We start from the raw sequence: 20,388 nt of genomic DNA on the forward strand, positions 1-20,388 counted from the left end.
CTGACTAAGACAGCGGATGCGAAAGTCTGGACTGGTGACGTTGTCGTGCCCGTCACGTCAGGGTTGACCGTAGGTTTGGTGGTGAAAGACTACCAAGACTTGTCAGGTAACACAGGCGCAGATGACAGCAGCCACTCAATGCCAATTACACCAACGATCACTATGGGAACCATCAGTGATGTGTCTGGTAATACAACAGTAACTGTCAATGGAACAAGTACTCGCTTTAAAGAGGGTGAAATAATAGAAATCAGAGCTGTTGATGCTGATGATAAACCAACTACTGGTAATGCATCTGTGCTCAGTGATGGAACATGGACCGTTGATCTTGATTTGTCTTCTTTGAAAGAGGGCACAATTACTGTCTATGCAAATGGCACAAATTCGCTATCTGCAAGTGCTACTGAGGTCAATACGACTTTTAACTATTCGAGCACTATCGTTAAAGTGCTTTCCGTCTCTGATTATCTGTATATAGCTAAGGAAGATATAGCCTTGAAAAAGGTTGCGTAATACAAAGCGAGCATTTAGCTCGCTTTCTTTTTACTTGGTGTTAAGTGATCTAAGTCAAATGATTAGCTTTTTCTAATAATTGCGACAGATGATTTGATGGTCTTTATACAAGGTCAAATATCTAGAATGACTATATCTATTTTGTTTTTAGATGGTATTGGTGTGATTGTGGTGGTCAATTCCAGAATGTGGTGGTGAATATGCCACGTTGAGAATATGTCGCAATATTATATAGTCACACCCATCGCTATACCCCAAGTATAGAGTTCTGCATAAGGTAGGGTACTACCTGACAGTTGTGTAATCGTAATGAAGTGACACCAGCCTAGCATCACATCAAAGCGGTTACGCGTTTTTGTGGGTGTGACACGCACTCACCTTTTTTATTCATACTTCCTCAGTAGCAACTCTATTATTTATTGTTACTGAGGAAGGTCATTGCTTTAGAGCCTTTCTTCGCTCCCTTATTGTCTGTATCGAAACTGTTAACTTCTGCCCAAAAATAAAAAAATTCCTTTTATTTTAATCCTTCTTTTTAATTTTAATGTCTAGTTATTTTGTCTTTTTCTGTAGTTAAAATGACTTATTTGCTAGCGAATGTGTCTTTTGGGTGGCTTTTAGCTTATTTGTTGATTTTTCTATGTGATTGAATGTTATAAGCATTAGCGCACCAAATCGTACTTGTAAGCCTTATCAGCTTAAATGTCACCGCAACCATATTTACGATGTTGGTTGTGGAGAATTCAAATGCATTTAGTTTGCAAATTTATACCTAGCTCGAAGCTATCCTCCAGCGAGCTATCTTATGTTCTTACACCAGACGAGTGTATAGGGCAGCTTTCGCGTTTGCGAAATGCAGATGACATCCTTAGAAACCTCCCTAAAGAGTTTGCGCAAAAGATTTCTCTTTCTTCTAAAAAAACGACCAGCGGATTGCTAGCAGCGATCAGAGCCGAACTTGGCAAAGGCAGTTGGGTCTCATTATCTTCCTTTGTTCGTAGGTCGCCATTAACTGACTCTCAGTTACAAAGCTTCCCTAGACTTAAAACACTCGTTGACTCTTTATCTGCTTCGAATGAAAGCAAAGTTTTTAAAGCGGGTTACAAGCAGGTTACTAATGATGTTGCTTTAGTTCGTAATTACACGCATGTACCTTCTGAGCCAAGCCCAGATCAAAAAATCGTTGTCGAGTTTGCAGGGCAGTGGTCTAGTAATGCAGCATGTTTGATGTTGGGTAAAACGGACGCTCAAAAAGAAAAAGTCACAATAGGAAAGGCTGATACAGAGAACAAACACCGGAGCCTTGCGACGTTTAAGGATCTCGAAGCTGAGGGTAAGACGCTCTATATCAAAGTCCCTTGTTCCGACCAGCCTCAGCCAATCTTGCTTAAACTTGCCGAAGACCTACAACCCATTGATAAAGAAACTCAGATGGATGAGTGGGATAACGTGTTGGTGCCGGTAGTTCCAGTTCATAAGATTGATTCAGGGTATGTATCTATTGATCGCGGTTATATTTATGTCGTTTGGCAATCAGAAGTTTGGCGAGAAATCCAAGTTCAAAACGACGGACGCTTTTCTGATGTCGATCTATCACTCTACCAAAGCACTAAGTCCTCGCCTCAAAGATCGGTCGATATCAGCTTATATGATGAAGACTCCGAAGCATTTCTGTCAGGGGAAGCGTTTCAGCTGTACCAAGACGGTAAAAAAGTCTATGAGGGTGTGTTGGACGAATACGCTTGCGCCCGTGTTTTTGGTCTTACGGGAGAAGAAGTTGAGGTAGTGGTCGCTGATTGGCCTAATGAAGGCGAAACATACAGAGAATTACTTCAAACCGAGTTGAGTCCATTTAAGGCTGGAAGTAAAACTAAGAGAGAGCCGCTTGGTGTTCCTTTGCCTCATATTTGGCTTCCATACAAAATCAACGGCAGCGTACAGAGTGATGTTGCTCTTTATTATTCTCGGGCTCAACTCAATACTCAGCAACTCAATGAGTTAAAGAGCGGGAATAACGAGAAAGCGGTTAAAGTAGACCTCAGTGATTATTCTTCTGCTCATAACTTTGATGCGAGCTCCGAACCTGTGATTTCGCTGCCGAATCTAGATACTCAAGTGTTAAGCAAATCAGATTACAATGTCGTCAGTCAAAAAGAGCAGGGTGTTGCTGCCGCTGTTGTTAACTCCCCAAGCGAAGGCATCGTAATTACTTATAAGAGTAACCCCCAATGCGATCAACCAGATGATTATTTCCAACTGGCGTGTGTTGATGAAACATGGAGCCAAAAGATTTTTTTGCGCGAGGCTGAGTTTGTGAATCAGTATTGTAAAGAAGTCGTGTTTAGTGGTTGGTTACCAGAAGTTAAAAGGGTCAATCTAACCCGTCATTGCCGATCTCATAACTCAGATAAAACGGTCTTAATGTCAGTAATTTATCAAGATATTGAGCTCACGGAACTATTATAAAATGAAACGAACAACGTTAAGTATCATGCTTCTTTCGACAGCGACGTTATTAAGTGGTTGTGGTGAAGAAAGTAATCAAACTTCGAATGCTGCTACAATACAGTCCGTAGAAAAAGACCCCACTAAAAAGGCTTGTTACAACGTTGGTGAAACAACGTCATTAGAACGCAAAGATGTGACAGGACCACGCTGCCAATGGCAAAGTGAGCACAACTTTATTGTTTATTCTGAAGACCTTTCTAAGCCAGAGTATCCGGGCACGGTTCCTGTCAAACCAGGCTATGCGATTCGCCGGGCAAAAGAGTGGCCTCGTGAAAATTTATCTGATGCAAGCTCCTATGACAAACCTCGAATTCAGTTTTGGTGGAATAATGTCAGCTCTCGTGACCCTCTCGTAAACGATTACGAAAATGGCTACAAAATCTGGAGCATGAAAATCGATGGGACAGATTTACGCTTAGTTACAGATGATATGCCAAGTACGGCATCTCCACAGACCTTTATGATGAGCCGTTCACCGAATAATCGTTATGTGGCATACGCATACAGTTATGGCGAGCCTCTGATAAAAGCGATCTTTGACTTAAAAACGCAACAGACTATTCAACTGGGCAGTGCGCGCACCAAGCCTTATTTGGTCTGGGCGGACGACTCTAGCTACATCTATTTCTCAGACGGTTTTAAGCGCTTCAAATACACACTCGCGACAGGAGTCAAAGAAGAGGTGGACGTACCGTTGTCTGAAAATACGGTCATTGTAGATGGTAAGTTAATCAATGCAGCGGGCTTAGGGGTTGGAGTTTATGACGCCAAGACGCTCAAACGCTTATACGCTATTTTGCCTGAAAACGAGTTTAAAGACTCTGTCGATATTGAGAAGCGCATTTACCGTCAAATTGCGATCAGCCCCAATGGTAAGTATGTATGGGGAATAAACTCGTATCGTAAGGTGTTGATCAACGTTGAAAATAAAACTTGGCTCGCGTTTTCTAAGGAAGGCGATGAAAAGAAAGTTTATGCGGAAGTGGACAACATTAGTAACAACGGCAATGAAACGCAAACTGGCACAGCTTTAATAATGATCAAGCGTTATGGGGCAGATTACCGCTATAAGATGAATGGTGAAGGCGCACAAGGCTGGAAAGTGATTCAATCTGGTCAGAACGCGATAACACCAGTACTCTATAACGCAGATGCCGATGATGGGCGTTTTCTGGAGGTAGATAACGATGAGTAACGACTTTAAGTATCTACCAACAGATATCTATTTGTTTGGCGTCGATTTTCCTAATGTTGGTGATGTACAGAACCCTCAATATAAAGCACTCAATACTGAAAAAGATCTTACCTCATTACAAGAGTTAAAAAATATTCGCCTTATGTCACGTCTTCCTATTGCCATAAATCTAGGTGAGGAAAGCGCTGCCCTTTGGGCGACAGACGATTTAGGTCGTTTGCATGTACTGGGCAACTCTGTTCAGAAAAAACCAAAAACCAACGTCAATCAGGTTTTGGCACTGCGCTCGCCAGTACATGAGTTAACACAGAAGACGTACAAGCTGTCTTTTCCTGAATGGTCAATGCTTACAGAGTTGGCGATTGGTGCGCAGAGTAATGCCCGGCCAATCAAAAAGGTGTGCTCAGACCTTGTCTCTATCTTAGGAAGTCTAAAGGGACATGGGAGCAAGCAAACATTGAACTCGCTAGAAAAAAAGTGGAATACGCGGTCACAGAAGTAAAGCGCTCACAACTTGCGCCCAAATATGAAGTAGCCACTCAAGCACTAACTGATGAGCAAGTTGCATATAATAAATGGTATGACTCTGTTCCTGAAGATAAGCCAATTCGTGGTTTTATCGTGCCAACGTTCTCATTTCTCGCCGTAGTATTTTCAACCGATGACTATGACCTCGCTGTGGTTGATATAAAGCGTTTCGACGAGACAACGGGCGCACATCAAAGCATGCAATATGAGGATGTTGTAACGCAGGCTAAACTTGATAAAAGCAGCGGCTCGCGTCGGCCAATAGCGTTATTTCCGTTAGCGTCGGACGTTTTTACTGATGGTATGTACACCATAGAAGTGGTTTTCGACCGAAAGTTTGGAGGTGTAATTCCCGAATTTGCACAGAATGCCACCAATGTAACCAAAGAGTACGATGATTTCGGGATCGTTACTAAAGTCAGCTTCGAGCTGCGAGAATACATCACGCTCAGCCAAACAACCCCGTTTGGTAAGATCGCGGTTGTTGCGGGCGACATGATCTCACTTGAAGAGTCTTTGATATACCAATTTCCTACGCAGTTTAAAGCTCTACAAGCCTTCCGAATGGGGGAGCTTGAAAACCTAGAGAATAGCGGAACGACTGCCAGTATGAGTGCTGCGCTGTGGGAGGTTGGCACAAAAGTTACACCAAGTTTGGTTAATGCTGGCATTAATATTCATCAAAACCCATCAAGTAAACATGATGTGATTGGGAGTTTAGCAAATACGTTTTGGGGGCAAGTGGACAAGGGCGCATTACCTCCAGCCATGATTTCGGCATTGGAGTTTTCATTTGGCGTATCGGCGACCGCAGCAGCTTACCAAACTCTTCAAGATTTACGCCAAGCAGCATCGGAATCTGAGCGTGCAGCACAAGTGGGCTTAAAAACGCTTCTCAAAGAGAAAGGGTTTGATAAAAGTAAGTTCTTTACCAAGGTTATTGAACCTGCGAGAAATGGTAATGCCCACGTTGTGGCGGGGAGTGCTGCAAGAACGTGGTTGACAGGTAACGGCAGTATCAAAAGCTTTTTGTCGCCCTTTGCTGGTGCAGGGCTCAATGCAATCAACACCTTCTATGAGATAAAAGAGATCACTGACAAAAGCGAGCAATTACGCTTAGCAGAAGAGAAAGCTAAACTCAGGAAAAGTTATTTTGAGCAGGTATCACGCGATTACCTGAACTGGGTACCAGTCTGGAAAGAAAGTCTGAAGAGTGGGGAATTACTACTTAAGCAAATCATAGATAAGTTAGGCGACAATGTAACGTTTACTGACAGCATTCCTAATGACGTTGCTGAAGACAGTGCAATGTTTGTTAAAGACCATAAAGGTGCCGGTTTACGCTTGGTTTTTCCTTTTGATAACAACCAGGTTCAAGCCCTGCACTTGTCGTATTTGGCTGCTGTTGATAAAGAGCTATCGAAGATTCCAAATGCCGTTGTCGAAATCGAAGGGCATGCCTGTCAAAACGGTGATTCAGAATATAACCAAAACCTTTCGCAACAGCGAGCGCAGCATGTTGTTGAGTTCTTTTCTTCAGTTAGTGACATTCGATTTTTTGGCGAACGTCGACCGATAGTCGAGGTACCAAACAACGAAATCAAACGCGAAAACGCGCAACTTAATATTAACCGACGTGTTGAGGTTCGAATCTACCTACAAGAGTTTGCGGCGAGAATTCCACCGAGTCGACTCGGCTTTAAGGCTATGGAGCAAGCGCGTTTAGCTCAGTTAAATGCGAACTTGGGAGAAGAAGCAATTGCAAAAGAGCTCAAGCTAGCTATCTTCGAGATGATCGTTGGTATGGCTTGCTATGTTCCGATAATAGGACAGGCAGCAAGAGGCTTTTTCGTTGTCAAAGAAGGCGGGAAAATGCTGATGAGTGGCGCCCAGTTGCTAGACTCTGCGCTCTTCGATTATTACTTGTCTTCCTACAACGAAGTTAGAAAAAGCATATCTGCGATTGAACAACTTAGCCATGAAACCACAGAGATTATTGATTCATTGGCTGAAATTAATACTCAATTGACCGAGATGTATTTTACGTCTTCAGAGGCGTTAGTCGAGCACCTAGGAAAAGCAACGGGTGCAAAGGAGTTGATTAAGCGCTATCAACGCCGTGCACTTGCTATTAATGGTTTGGTACTTTTGATTCAAAGAGCTTGTGCTGAGGGCGAACAAGAGTTCACAAAGCAGTGGCAAGTTTTAGCCATCGATGAATACATTCAGCGATACATCGAAACCGACAGCTGGATATTAAACACAGAGTTAAAAGAAAACTTGTGTAACTTGTGGCTCCAAGAACTCATGCGTCGTGAGGGACACAAGCAATTAGTTGAAAGTTACGGTGAAGAAATCGCTGAAAAAATCATCACTCGTAACAAAGCCAACTATATTGCTCCAAAAAGGAAAGATGTTTCTGGGGCGTTTAATGTCGCGTTTCCTGTGCAAGACAAGCTCTATAATCGTGATCAACAACGAGGCTTAGTCGAGTTTGCTACACAATTTAATGTTGAGTCTAAAAAATTATCAGAAGAGGACCTAGGGTTCGTTAGGTTATTAGTCTCTGAGCCTCATGACAACTCCAAATGGGTCACCTTTGATGAGTGGGAGAAGGTACGATTAAAAGCAAATAAAAAGGTGCGATTATCGCCTTTCCACCGTTTGAAGTGGCAAATGGTGTTAGGCAAACAAAGTCTGAAACAGATGACGTCAAATGTGTTTCAGTGTGAGATGTCTTATCAGCGTACTGATGGTTTACTTAATACCAGTGGGCCTAAGTTTAATTTGATGTTCAAACCGATGAAACACGAGGAGTTTAGTGTAGACCCCAAAGGTGAGTTGGCCGAATTTTTTGAGGCGGAAAAAGCAGACGGCAAAGTCCTGATTGGTTGTGAGTTTGAGCCGTATTTTTACTTTGGTGATGATGTCTTCTCTGGTGTGAAGCCTTTGATCGCCAAGCATGATTTAGTTGATTATAGTGGCTATTTATCTAAAGTTGCTCTCGGTCCGATTTTTGGGCAGGTGATAAAAATTGACTCCCAACAAGATGTACTCAAAGAATATGTAAACAGCGGTGGCTTCAAAAATATGACCTATGAGTTCACTCTATCTGGAAGCAACTATAAGCTACCAGTACGAGTGGACAAGACAGTCGGACGATTTATTACGTCACCTAGACAGATTCCTGTCGGGGTCGATACAAACCATAACTATACACTCTCTGCTAAATCGGGTTTTATAGCGAACGGAAATAGTGTGTCAGAGAAAGATTTGTTAACGCTAGATTTTGTCTTACATAGTAAAGTTCATAAAGGCCCGACTAAGCCTGTTATCGATGACATTAAGCACAGTGCGATTGCGGTCAACTACGGAAATAAACGACAGTTTATGAACGAAGACAGTATGTTCACTACTGCTGATGAGCTCAAAGGTTTTGATTGGACTTCGAATAAGTCATTCGCTATGGAAGTTATGCTTATTGGTGGCAAGCACAGAAAAGAGTCATATGAGGGACAAAACCTCGAATGGCAGAGTGTTCCAGTTTCACTAAAGCTATCTACTACTTTTGATAATGAAGCCGTATTCGGATCTGAAACTACCGCTGGTCCTGAGTATCTAAGTAACCTTACTTATATTGGGATACTAAAGAAAGACGGTTCTAAATGGACGCTAGATGACAGCGATGTGATTAACAAAAATATAGACGCAGATTTTGTCTCTGAGGCTCTATCCAACATAGACATGGATGAAGATTTCGATGGTAAGGTGGTCTACGCGTCTCGTTTCGAGTTCGCATTTAAAGCGCTGAACGGGCAAGAAATCAAGGGGCTTCGACCATTTGGACCCGTTGTCTCGACATCTGGTCGATTCCAAGAAGCAGTTCTAAAGGTGTCCTCTCTAGTACAACGTAATATAGCGGAAAAAACGCCGTTTAAACTTGAAAGCTTTGAGATGTCGTTGGGCAGGCAGTACAAAAATGTAGATGAGTTATCTTATTTTTCTGATTGTGAAGACCCAAGCTATAAAGTTGATAAAGATATGTACATCAACTGGGCAAAACTGAAACCAGAAGAGCGTACAGAACGTTTGGTAACTTGGATTAGAGACCCATACTTAGCAACTATCATTGAAGCGTCGATTCTCAATAAATAAAAAAACCGCCTTCGGGCGGTTTTTCTTTTCTTATCAATGGAAACTGAAGTAAGATTTCTCGCTTCTCGCTTAACCCGCAGCAGAAATATCGTATTTCTTCATCTTATGGTTGAGGGTACTCATTGGCAGTGCCAATTGCTCAGCGGCTTTCTTGGTGTGCCAATTACAGGCATTTAAGCAATCGATTATCACTGTGCGCTCGTATTGGCTGACAACGTCCTTAAGGCCCATTGAAGCGTCTTCTAAATCCGCTTGTGCTGGCTCGTAAGCAGGTTGTTCTGGGGCAGGTGATGCCGCTTTTACTTCAACACTTGGCGTATCTTCTGGGATTTGTTCACCAAATTCGATGTGAGTGATGGTTTCAAAATCGGACAGCAGTACCGAGCGTTCGATGATGTTTTTAAGCTCACGCACGTTGCCTGGGTATGGGTACGCGAGAAGCTGTTTACGGACGTTGGCACTTAACCCTGGTGCTTGCGGTAAACCTAGCGTGTTGGTGGTGTGTTGCACGAAGTGTTCTGCGAGAGGGAGAATGTCCGACTTGCGTGCTCTCAAGGGAGGCAGCGTAATCGGGAATACGTTCAAGCGATAGAACAAGTCAGCACGGAACCCACCATCTTTGATTTGCTGCATAAGATTACAGTGGGTTGCGGCGATAACGCGCACGTCCACTTCAATCTCTTTGCTGGTGCCGATTGGGCGAACTTTACGCTCTTGTAGCACTCGCAGCAATTTTGCCTGCAGTAGCATTGGCATATCGCCAATCTCATCTAGGAATAGCGTGCCGCCGTTGGCTGCTTCAAACAGGCCGACTTTGTCTTTGTCTGCGCCCGTAAATGAACCTTTCTTATGCCCAAAAAGCTCAGATTCCAACAACTGCTCTGGAATAGCCGCACAGTTTTGAACGATCAAAGGTTGTTCTGCTCGGTTAGAGTTTTCGTGAATGTATTTCGCGATCACTTCTTTACCGGCACCAGTTTCACCACGCAACAGAACGTCGACAGGAAGAGATAACACCTTATCAAGACGATTCAAGACATTGAGCATTTCTTCGCTCTCTGCAATCGGGCCCTGATAGGTTTTTTGGGTACGCTTTTTGAGCTGAGTGTTCTCACGCACTAGGGCTTGATTATCGGCACTGAGGCTTTTAATCACTTGCCCGTATTGCTCTAACCAAACTGCTTGGCGAATATTACTCGCAGCCATACGACAAAACTCTGTTAATGCAGCCTCATTGTCGATAACATTTAAATCGAGCAAGACCAAGAGTCCAATGGTCTTACTTTCGCTATCAATCAAAGGCCACGCCAGCAAGTTCTCGCTTTTTAGCCCTAGCGTCTGCTCAGTTTGATAGATGCTGTCACAGTCATAACCGTTGTACTTATACAACTCGTTAATCAATACCACTTCACCATTGCGAATGGCAAAGTTAAATGGGTCGTTCTCACTAGCGGAATCAATCTGCAATGCCTCCCAAGGGTGGGAAACAATCGTTTTATCGTTATGGTGAGCGGTACTTGGAATCAACGCCTGACCAGTCTGGTCCAAAACATAAATGATGCCGTGCTTTGCGAGGGTCATTTGTCTCGCCGCGGTCAACACAGCATCCAAGGTTTGGGTAAGCTGGCTGCGATCAGCCAAAGATTGACTGATCGCAAGTAGGGCGTTGCTAAGTTCGCTATGGTTAGCTGAACGCATAGGTTAGTGTTCCTTGCTCATCGACAGACACTTCGATTTGCGTATGTGAATCATCCTTGTCATGCACTAGTAGCTGAGTCGAGAGCTGAGGCAGTAACTGACGGTTGATAACCGCGTCGATGTTACGCGCGCCCGTTTCAGCAAGGCGACAGTTACCTAGTACGAACTCAACCAAACTTTCTTCGTAGCTCAGAGACAGCTTGTGATGGCTCTGTAGACGCTGAGAAACTTTGTTCAGCTTATGGTGAATGATTTCTGTCATTGCTTCATCAGACAGCGGAACAAACGGAAGCACAGACATACGTGCCAATAGCGCCGGTTTGAAGTGTTGGTTCAAAGTAGGGCGGATAGCTTCTGCGATGATGTTTGCATCGATGTCTTTTGATTGATGAACTAAAGATTCGATCTCGTGCGTTGCAAGGTTACTGGTCATGATAATCAGCGTGTTCTTGAAGTCGATGGTGCGGCCTTCGCCGTCGTTTAACGTACCTTTGTCGAACACTTGGTAGAACAGGTTCAATACTTCTGGGTCGGCTTTTTCCACTTCATCTAGCAGTACAACAGAATATGGGCGTTGACGTACCGCTTCTGTCAGCATGCCGCCTTCACCGTAACCTACGTATCCCGGAGGTGAACCAATTAGGCGAGATACCGTGTGCTTCTCTTGGAACTCAGACATGTTGATGGTCGTCATAAAGCGCTCACCACCAAACATTTGATCAGCGATCGTACGAGCCGTTTCGGTTTTACCCACACCACTTGGGCCAACCAGTAGGAATACGCCCGTCGGTGCGTCTGGGTTGCCTAGGCCTGCTTTTGCGGTTTGAATGCCTTCAGACAGTGCATCGATAGCGTATTCTTGGCCTTTGATGCTTTGTGTTAGGCTTTCTTTCAGTTTTAGTGTGGTTTCTGCTTCGTCTTGAAGCATCTTACCCATTGGAATACCAGTCCAGTCCGAGATCACGTGGCTAACTTCATCTGGACCCACTTCAAAGTGAACCAGTGGGTTGCCACTACGGATTGCGTCTAACTGTTCTTGGCAGGCTGAAATTGCAATGCGAACTGCTTCTTCATCCATTTTTGCATATGGAGAAACGTCTTGCTCTTGTTCTGAATCTTCGTCTGCAACAAGCTCTTCTTCGTTTGTTTCGCCAAACACCAGTTCATGCAAGCGAGAGCGTAGAGCAATCATCTCTTGGATCTGCTCTTTTTCTTTGTGCCATTGCGCTTCTTGTTCTGCTAGCTCTTCTTTCGTTGCTTCCATTGCCAGTTTTAGATCTGGAATGTTAGCAAGGCTGTGCTTGTCGCCAGTTTGCTGCAGAGCGTCACGCTCAAGAGCTTCTAGCTCGCGCTGTTGAGCTGCAAGTTCTTGCTGCAGAGTCTCAACAGAAGCAGGAATGGCATTAAGGCTGATGTTCACTCGTGCACACGCCGTATCTAGCACATCGATCGCTTTGTCTGGCAGTTGACGACCAGAGATGTAACGAGCAGAAAGTGCTGCCGCAGCAGTGATGGCGTCATCACGCACGTAAACATTGTGTGACTTCTCGTATGCAGGGCGAAGACCACGAATGATCAATGCTGCTTGCTCAGGAGACGGTTCGTCGAGTTTTACCAATTGGAAACGACGTGCAAGGGCTGGATCTTTCTCGAAGTACTTCTTGTATTCCGACCATGTTGTCGCAGCGATGGTTTTCACTTCACCACGTGCTAGGGCAGGTTTTAACAAGTTTGCAGCGTCGCTGCCGCCTGCTTGGTTACCGCCACCAACAAGGGTGTGTGCTTCATCGATGAAAAGAATGATAGGGGTTGGCGAGTTTTTCACTTCATCCAATACCGCGTTTAGGCGTTTTTCGAATTCACCTTTTACGCTTGCACCTGCCTGCAGAAGACCCATGTCCAAGCCGTAAAGCTCAACACCTTTGAGGTTGTCTGGTACGTCACCTTGTACAATCTTAAGTGCCAAGCCTTCTACTACTGCGGTTTTACCAACGCCCGGCTCACCAACAGCAATAGGGTTGTTTTTACGGCGACGAGCAAGAATGTCCACGATTTGGCGGATTTCTTGGTCACGGCAGAAGACAGGATCGATTTCGCCTTTGCGTGCTTTACCAGTGAAGTCTGTCGTGAATTTGCTCAGTGCAGAACCATCTTCACGAGCTTGTGTTTTCTCTGATGTCGCAACTTGGGCCTCAATAGAGTGGCTTGTTAGCTCTGCAAAGTTACGCTTAAGGCTGTCAGGGTTTACCGCTTCAAGGATAGAGGCGTAACCATGTTGGCCGTAACGGAGAGGGTTGCTAACAAGAGTAAGGAGTAGGGTGCCAGAGCGGATTTGTGTTTCGGATAGATCTAAAGAAGAAACCAGCCAGCTTTCTTGTAACCATTCGATTAATAAAGCAGAAAAAACAGGTTTGCTGCCATTTCCTTTGGCGTTGGTATCGAGTGTGGATCGAACCGATTGTCTTAATAAGTTCTCAGAACAATCAAAATGACTTAATAAGACGTCAAAATCACTATTTGGCCTTTCTAATAGACTCAGTAAATAATGCTCAATTTGAACTTCGTTTGCTTTTTCAGAGACTGCAAGTGCAGCGGCGTCTTCTAATGCCACTTTTGCAATTGGGTGTAGACGCTGAATTAATGAAGAAAGGTTTATATTTATCATAGCCATTTTATTCTTTAGAGGAAAAGAGGTAGCGGCTATTATACTAAAAGTGACAGTGCGGTTTTTTTATCAAGATATTTTGACTATCGTTTGTTGGTGATTTTAATGATGATATTAGTGTGATTATTTACCACTGATAAATATTCATTGTTATTCTGAATTAATTATTGGTTAATGTGCCTAAATCGCTAGTGTTATTAACTTTATTCTGCCTTAAATATATGGTTATTTTCACTTTTTATAATCGAAACAATTTATTATTATTTGAATCCAACTTTTTGGTTTTTCATCCAATAAATTGTACTTAATAAATTGATAAATAAAGCTGATTTTTCTCTAAGTTGTTGTATTTAAAGGTTTATAAAAGTTGGCACGGAGTTTGATTATACCAAGTAGTCGCGGTGATAAGCGATTTGGTGATTTAAACAAAACAGATTTTAGAAAAGGAAATAACGATGCCAACTCCAGCATATATGTCTATCCAAGGTGAAACTCAAGGTCACATCACTAAAGATACTTACTCTGCAGATTCTGTAGGTAACACTTGGCAAGAAGCTCACGTTGATGAGTTCCTAGTACAAGAGCTAGACCACGTGCTAACAGTGCCACGTGACCCACAAAGCGGTCAGCCAACAGGTCAACGTGTACACCGCCCACTTGTTGTAACTAAAGTTCAAGACCGTTCTTCTCCACTATTATTCAACGCACTAGTATCTGGTGAAAAACTTCCTGAATGTGTGATTCGTTTCTACCGTACTTCAGTTCAAGGTAAGCAAGAGCACTACTACTCAATCAAACTGATTGATGCGCTACTTGTAGATATCCAAACTCGCATGAACCACTGTCAAGATGCTGCAACTGCAGACCGCGTGACAGAAGAAGTTCTTAAGTTGACTTACCGTGCAATCGAAGTAACTCACGAAAACTGTGGTACAGCTGGTAACGACGACTGGCGTGCTCCACGCGAAGCATAATTGCTTTTTGCGTAAAGATTCAGGGCCAACAATTGTTGGCCCTAATTCGATTATTTGTATCAGGTAAAAGATATGGTGAATGACGTAGAATTTAAATTTGAAGTGCCAGGGTGTGGGCACGAGTTTCGAGTAGAAAGCTTTCAAGTGAATGAAGAGCTTTCGAAGCCTTTTCACATCAGTCTCTCATTACTTTCACTTGATCCAGATATCTCTTTTGATGCTCTCATTCGTAAAGCGGGCACGCTGACTCTTTATGGACAGGGTGTCGGTGCTGCGCGCGTATTCAACGGCGTAGTAAACGAAGTTCGTTACCTAGGTACGGGGCGTCGTTTTTCTCGCTATCAATTGGTTTTGGTTCCTCAAGCTTGGTTCTTATCTCAGCGCCAAGATTGTCGCATTTTCCAACAAAAGTCAGCGCAAGATATCATCACTGAAGTGTTAGATGATGGAGCGGTCACTGATTACCGATTTGAAGTCTCGGGTACTTACCCTCCAAAAGAGTACGTTCTGCAATATCGTGAATCTGACTTGCACTTCGTTCAACGAATGATGGCAGAGCACGGTATGTGGTATTACTTTGACCATACCGATTCAAACCACACCATGGTGATTGTTGATAGTAACGATGCCATCACGCCTTTGGTGAGCTCACCAATCAATGCATCATACATCGGGCCCATTGTGTTCCACGCTGACGGCGGCGGTGTTGCCGATCGCGAGCATATCTCTGACCTAGAGCTTGTTAACCGCGTTCGAACTGGTCAGGTTACGTACACGGATTACAACTACGAGCAGCCAAAGATCCCGCAAGAGATGACGCACGCGGGTGACCTTGACCAAGATTTGAAGCAGTTTGATTACCCAGGTCGTTATGTTGATCCTGCAATGGGGCAGGTGAGAACGACGGAATGGATGTCTGAGCACATTGTGGACAACCAACAAGTGGAAGCAAGCAGTGACGTAATGCGTTTGGCGTCTGGTTACAGCTTCAATATCGGTGAGCATCCTCGTTCAGAAATTAACCGTGATTACATCATGCTGTCCGTCATGCATACTGGGCAAGATCCACAAGTGCATGAAGACGAAACCAGTGGGATGCCGACTACCTACTACAACCAGTTTTCTTGTATTCCACGCGATGTGGTATTCAAAGCACCAAAAATGGCTGCGCCACTTGTTGACGGCCCGCAAACTGCTGTTGTGGTTGGCCCGGCAGGCGAAGAGATCTACACCGATAAGCTTGGACGAATCAAAGTTCAGTTCCATTGGGATCGCTATGGCGATAATGATGAACATGCGAGTTGTTGGATTCGTGTAAGCCAATCTATGGCGGCTCCTACTTGGGGTGCGGTTTATTTACCACGTATTGGCCATGAAGTGGTAGTGACCTTCCTTGAAGGGGATCCAGACCGTCCACTAGTGACTGGCGCGGTTTATAACGGCCTACATTTCCCTCCGTACTCGTTACCAGAGAACAAAACGCGTACCACGTTCCGTACTCAAACGCACAAAGGCACTGGTTATAACGAGCTGAGCTTTGAGGACGAAGCGAACCAAGAAGAAGTCTACATTCACGCTCAAAAAGACATGTCGACGAAAGTACTCAACAACCGTTACCGAGACATCGGTCAGGATGAGTTCTTAAAGGTAGCGCGTCATCAAACTAACGAAGTGCACGGTGATCACAAAGAAACTATTGATGGTCACAAGACAACACAAGTAAACAGCACCTTTACGGAAACCGTAGAGCAAGACGTCACTGTTACTTACAACGCCAACGAAACTCAGTATGTGAAAAACAATTCTGATTTAGAGATTGGTGATAACCGCACGACCAAGATTGGCAAGAATGATGATCTGGATGTGGGTGAAAACAGCAACTTAACCGTTGGTGCATCGAAGAGCTCAGACATTGGTGCGGATGATAACCAAACTGTTGGCGGCAACTTAACCGTGTCGGTGAAAGGTAATACGTCATACAAAGCCGATGGCGCAACGCAAATCATCAGTGGTGACAAGATTGTGCTGAAAACTGGCGGTTCTTCATTAGTGATGAACAGTGACGGTTCAATCAAGCTATCTGGTTCTTCAATCACCATTGAAGGTAGCGATAAAGTCGTCGTGAAAGGTGGTAACGTAGCGATTAACTAATGATGGAAAAACAACCTCTTATTACTGAAACCATCACGAAGCAGCAAGCCGATTCACCGGCTTGCTTTTCGCGTTTTGGAACCATAGTCGCCATAAACGAATCAACGGGCAGTGTCCGCGTTGATTTTGATGGCAACCCATTTAACCAACCACTTACCGCAAGGTTAGGGCGTGGATTTCGTTGCTCTGAACTGCAAATGGCTATCGATAATCGATTAAGTTGTCGAATCGAATTTTTGAACGACGACTTAAGCTTGCCTCTTGTGACGGACATTTTCTTCTCCATTCTGGATGACTCTGATGAGTTTGTACTGCGAGCGAAGAAGATGGTTATCGAGACAGAGCAAGAACTGATCGTCAGAAGTGGTGAGACAGAAACTCGCTACAGCGGGCGTGATGGCCGAATTACCACTAAAGCGAAATACGTCACTTCTCAAGCAGAGAAAGCACAAAAAATTCAAGGCGGAACGATCGCAATTAACTAGTTAGCTCGTTTTAACTCTTTATCTCGTGGTAACGAATTGACTAGCCACTCGAGTTAACTAATTGCAATCGCGTTATCGCACGCTAAAAACGGATAAGTAGATGCGACAAAGAATCGGTGTCGAGCACCTAAAGGCACCAATAACCAATCAAGAAGTCGAAGGCGCGTTAGCAAGAGCTGAGCGTGCTGTGAACGACCTTTCCCAATTACCGCCAACTTGGCTGAGCTTTTGTAATGAAAAGCTGTCTATTGCTTCTGAAAGCATCGGATTTTTAATCAAGCAGCGAATTCAAATTCACAAGCGGGGCTATCCAAGTCGTGAGTTGGAGTATCTCAAACTGATTGAGCGTCAAATTGAAGAGCTCAAGCAGGTCTACTTGTCGTTTTATCGATTAGCACCGGGCTTGATTCATCAATTAAGAGGCCAGGAGCCGGAAATTTACGGCTGGTTGATGCTTCAGGGTGAATTGGGCTCTGAGTTGGATAATCTTTTATGTGGATTGAGTTTACTCGAGGCGTTAGATACTAAAACGGCTATGGTCATTGTCACGCAATCTCCAGTTGAACACATTGATAGCGTGATGTCTGAACTCATCGAGGGCGAAGCACAATCCAGTACGTTGTACTTTGAGTGCTTGCGTCTGCGTCAAGCTTTAAGTGTTGCGTTAATTAAACGTTGGCATAAAGCGGAAGTTATTCGTTCTAATATCGCGCTACCTCTACTGGCATTACAAGATGTGGAAGAGGGGATTGAATGGATTAATGACAATGCGAACTCTGAACAATATCTGTTTGAACGATTGATCACTAAACGCGACAGAGGCACCTGGTTCCGTCAGTGTTTTGGTATTGAGCCGAGTGATTTGCCTTCTGATCAAGTGCTGACTTTCGCGAAGCTATTAGAACTCAAAGAGTTTGAGGCGTTTGATATCTCTTCGTCATTAGCCCCCGTTGATTTTGCTCTGAGTGGCGATTGGAAGTTAGTGCCAGAAATCATCGAGCACTTGGAAACTCTGGAAGAAGATGACGGTGAAACTTGGATTCAAGCTTTGTATGTGGTTTACGGAAAGCTTCTACCCCTGACTCCTGAAGACGTTGGTGTTGAATATGAGTGGGAAGAGATCGTCGACCTGCTCAATGAATGGGTGGAAGATGAAAAACACGTCCAAAATCTACCAAGCCGCTTGGGGTACGCATTGAGCTTCGAGTCTACTTTGGCAGCGATGCAAGATCCCAACGTTGATGTGTTGTTCCGCGATTGGTTATGGCGCCAAATCTGCATTCAATCCAGAGCGTACGTACCTTGGGATATGGCGATGCCGATACATCAGCAAGACTGGAACTTCAACAATTTAAAGGCCGCACCTTCTGCGAGCGAACGATTCAACTTAAGGAATAGCAATGCAGTTATGGGATATTGAAGCGCACCCTGAGCTATCACTTAAAGGTCGTTTTCAACGTGACGAAAACGGCGATGAAGTGTGGGTTGTGGTCGCTAAACGTACTTGGCAATTCGATGGTGTGGTCTGGCACGAATTAGGTGAAAGCGAAATCTTCGATGACCCCCAATATTTGGGCGAAGAAGGCTTCTCTGCGATGAAAGTCGACCACGAGTTCGCGTATACCAAAGCCAACACAGATGTGCTTGTTTACGGTAAAGCGCGCAGTTACGCGAAAAAGCCAGTGACATACCAAGAGTGTCGCGTGTTGATTGATGGCCACATTGATAAAACCCTGGCGATACATGGTGAACGTGTTTGGGTTGAACATGGTGGCAGTATCACGCTCAGTAAGCCTATTCCTTTTATTGAAAAAGACATTGATTACACCTGTGCAATTGGTGGTGATTTACGTAACCGAGTCGGTGGCGGGGTTGCCGATTCCAACAACGAACTGCTCGAACAGAAAGTACCCTCGGTTTTCTACCCGAGAGAAGAGTGGAGTTCTACTTCGAAAAACCTTCGCGTAGCGGGCTTTGGTCCTGTTCCTCCTTTCTTTGAATCGCGCCAAAAACTGGCGGGGACATTTGATGAGGATTGGATTGAAAATCGCAAGCCAATGTTACCGCTCGACTTTGATAAGCGGTTCTTCCAAAGCGCGCCTGTTGACCAACAATGCAAAGGCTTTCTTCATGGTGGTGAGCGCTTGATGATGAGTGGTTTCTGTCATGATGACACGCTTTCATTCCGAGTTCCTAAAGAGAAATATCGCGCAATCGCGACGTTCAAAGACAACAGCTACCAAGCCGATATGGCGATGTACACCTTGTTCGTGGATGCTGAAAAGAAAACCATATCAATCAGTTACACCGCGGCGTTTCCTTGTCAGGGTAAAGAGCATTTGTTGGTGTCGACATCAATCACTAAGTTGGAAGAGGTAAGCGAGCATGCATAATTCAACAGGCCGTTACGTGCTAGGGATGGAAGTGATGACACCTACTGGCATGAATTTGGATATCGCAACCAGTGTCGCAAACGCTGATTTAGCGAGATTTGATCAAGTGGTTGGTAAAGACGGCATTGAGCGTTTCACGTTTGCCAAAATCGAGTACACAAAAGAGAACGAGTTATTTGAAAAAACGTGCGAATTAACTGCAAATTTACTGAATTCCTTGCTTGTGCAGTTACCTCGTTCTTTGAAGCCGATTCCATTACTTATTGCTGTGCCAACGACAATTTCATTAGTAAAGATGCAAGAATGGCTTGGTGAAAGTGACTATTCTGACTTTCTTTCTGTGGTCGAAGCAGTGCATGCCAGTGGGCCTAGCTTCGTGCTACAGGCTATGAAGTCTTTGGATAAATACGATGCCATGATGTGTATTAGCGTCGATTCTATGGTGGATACGATGCAAGCGCTCATCGATGATGCCATGGTTATGAGTACCAATAATCCGTGGGGCATTATTCCGAGTGAGGGAGGGGCTGGCTTAATTCTCTGCCGAAGAAATACGGTAGAAACATTGAAACTTAAACCTCAAGCGCAGCTTGGCTATATTGATACGGAATTAAATACGTCAGACCGAAGAGGCATGTTTCGCCTTGTTCAGCGCGCGAGTAAAAAGCTCGATTCATTTGGTGAAGTGTATTCCGATATGACGAATCTCCGTATGCACACGGAAGATTACGGCTTTGCATTGGGGGCCAAAGCAGAACGTTTCACCAATCCAGAACAGCCGCAGCTTATCAATGAGTTATGGGGCACGATGGGCAGTAGTTCTTCACTCGCTTTGATTGGATTTACGGTTAAAAATCATCATTTTAACCAACCTGCATCGCTATTAATGTTTGATTTTAATGGTGATAAAGGGCTACTTCAATTACTGGCGTGCTAGTACAAAACAACACGCAAAACCTTATTAAAATGCTCTCATAATCTCGGCATGGTATTTAATCGATGAAAACAACATAACTTATGTAGTGAAAGCGTAAGTCAAAGAGTCTAATAACTTAGTAATTATAACTAAAGTAATAGCGTTACTGTTCGTTTTAAATACCAGCCTTGAAACAAGGATGTTTCA

The 20,388-nt window shown here is 44.1% G+C and carries 12 protein-coding genes and 1 pseudogene; 11 read left to right on the plus strand and 2 right to left on the minus strand.

Features of this window, described 5'->3' with window-relative positions; translation table 11 throughout:
- The 5 genes and pseudogenes from H735_RS31235 to H735_RS23725 all read left to right on the plus strand — a co-directional run.
- A pseudogene (locus tag H735_RS31235) lies at nucleotides 1-513 on the plus strand (tandem large repeat); the annotation flags it as partial.
- A gap of 747 nt (nucleotides 514-1,260) precedes the next feature.
- Nucleotides 1,261-2,979, plus strand: coding sequence for a hypothetical protein (locus H735_RS23710; RefSeq protein WP_027726816.1), 1,719 nt, complete (start codon nucleotides 1,261-1,263; stop codon nucleotides 2,977-2,979).
- Nucleotide 2,980: 1 nt separating this feature from the next.
- Entirely contained in the window at nucleotides 2,981-4,216 is a 1,236-nt protein-coding gene (locus tag H735_RS23715) for a TolB family protein (RefSeq protein WP_020197545.1), read from the plus strand.
- Nucleotides 4,209-4,718 carry a hypothetical protein gene (locus H735_RS31735; protein WP_020197546.1) on the plus strand — a complete coding sequence of 170 codons (510 nt, stop codon included), beginning with the start codon at nucleotides 4,209-4,211 and terminating at the stop codon, nucleotides 4,716-4,718. Before H735_RS23715 ends, H735_RS31735 begins: the two co-directional genes overlap by 8 nt.
- Nucleotides 4,694-8,899, plus strand: coding sequence for an OmpA family protein (locus H735_RS23725; protein WP_020197547.1), 4,206 nt, complete (start codon nucleotides 4,694-4,696; stop codon nucleotides 8,897-8,899). Before H735_RS31735 ends, H735_RS23725 begins: the two co-directional genes overlap by 25 nt.
- A 69-nt stretch (nucleotides 8,900-8,968) precedes the next feature.
- On the opposite strand, the gene H735_RS23730 is transcribed toward H735_RS23725, so the two are convergent.
- Nucleotides 8,969-10,597 (minus strand): sigma-54-dependent Fis family transcriptional regulator, encoded by a 1,629-nt coding sequence (locus H735_RS23730; RefSeq protein ID WP_020195804.1) that lies wholly within the window; start codon nucleotides 10,595-10,597, stop codon nucleotides 8,969-8,971.
- Nucleotides 10,584-13,262: a type VI secretion system ATPase TssH gene (tssH, locus tag H735_RS23735; protein ID WP_027726660.1), complete on the minus strand. Its 2,679-nt coding sequence runs from the start codon at nucleotides 13,260-13,262 to the stop codon at nucleotides 10,584-10,586. The genes H735_RS23730 and tssH overlap by 14 nt, the downstream gene beginning before the upstream one ends.
- A gap of 455 nt (nucleotides 13,263-13,717) precedes the next feature.
- Between tssH and H735_RS23740 the strand changes: the two genes are divergently transcribed.
- The 6 genes from H735_RS23740 (at nucleotide 13,718) to H735_RS23765 (ending at nucleotide 20,202) form a co-directional block, all read left to right on the plus strand.
- Nucleotides 13,718-14,236 (plus strand): Hcp family type VI secretion system effector, encoded by a 519-nt coding sequence (locus H735_RS23740; RefSeq protein WP_009705234.1) that lies wholly within the window; start codon nucleotides 13,718-13,720, stop codon nucleotides 14,234-14,236.
- A gap of 72 nt (nucleotides 14,237-14,308) precedes the next feature.
- The gene (locus H735_RS23745; RefSeq protein WP_020195806.1) at nucleotides 14,309-16,387 is read left to right on the plus strand and encodes a type VI secretion system Vgr family protein; all 2,079 of its coding nucleotides are present in this window, start codon (nucleotides 14,309-14,311) and stop codon (nucleotides 16,385-16,387) included.
- Entirely contained in the window at nucleotides 16,387-16,872 is a 486-nt protein-coding gene (locus tag H735_RS23750; RefSeq protein ID WP_020195807.1) for a hypothetical protein, read from the plus strand. Before H735_RS23745 ends, H735_RS23750 begins: the two co-directional genes overlap by 1 nt.
- A gap of 100 nt (nucleotides 16,873-16,972) precedes the next feature.
- Nucleotides 16,973-18,292, plus strand: coding sequence for a hypothetical protein (locus tag H735_RS23755; protein WP_020195808.1), 1,320 nt, complete (start codon nucleotides 16,973-16,975; stop codon nucleotides 18,290-18,292).
- Nucleotides 18,273-19,265 carry a DUF2169 family type VI secretion system accessory protein gene (locus H735_RS23760; RefSeq protein ID WP_020195809.1) on the plus strand — a complete coding sequence of 331 codons (993 nt, stop codon included), beginning with the start codon at nucleotides 18,273-18,275 and terminating at the stop codon, nucleotides 19,263-19,265. The genes H735_RS23755 and H735_RS23760 overlap by 20 nt, the downstream gene beginning before the upstream one ends.
- Nucleotides 19,258-20,202, plus strand: coding sequence for a hypothetical protein (locus H735_RS23765; protein WP_020195810.1), 945 nt, complete (start codon nucleotides 19,258-19,260; stop codon nucleotides 20,200-20,202). Before H735_RS23760 ends, H735_RS23765 begins: the two co-directional genes overlap by 8 nt.
- Nucleotides 20,203-20,388 lie beyond the last annotated feature (186 nt).

Source organism: Vibrio owensii CAIM 1854 = LMG 25443, from assembly GCF_000817815.1.
Classification (GTDB): Bacteria; Pseudomonadota; Gammaproteobacteria; order Enterobacterales; family Vibrionaceae; genus Vibrio; species Vibrio owensii.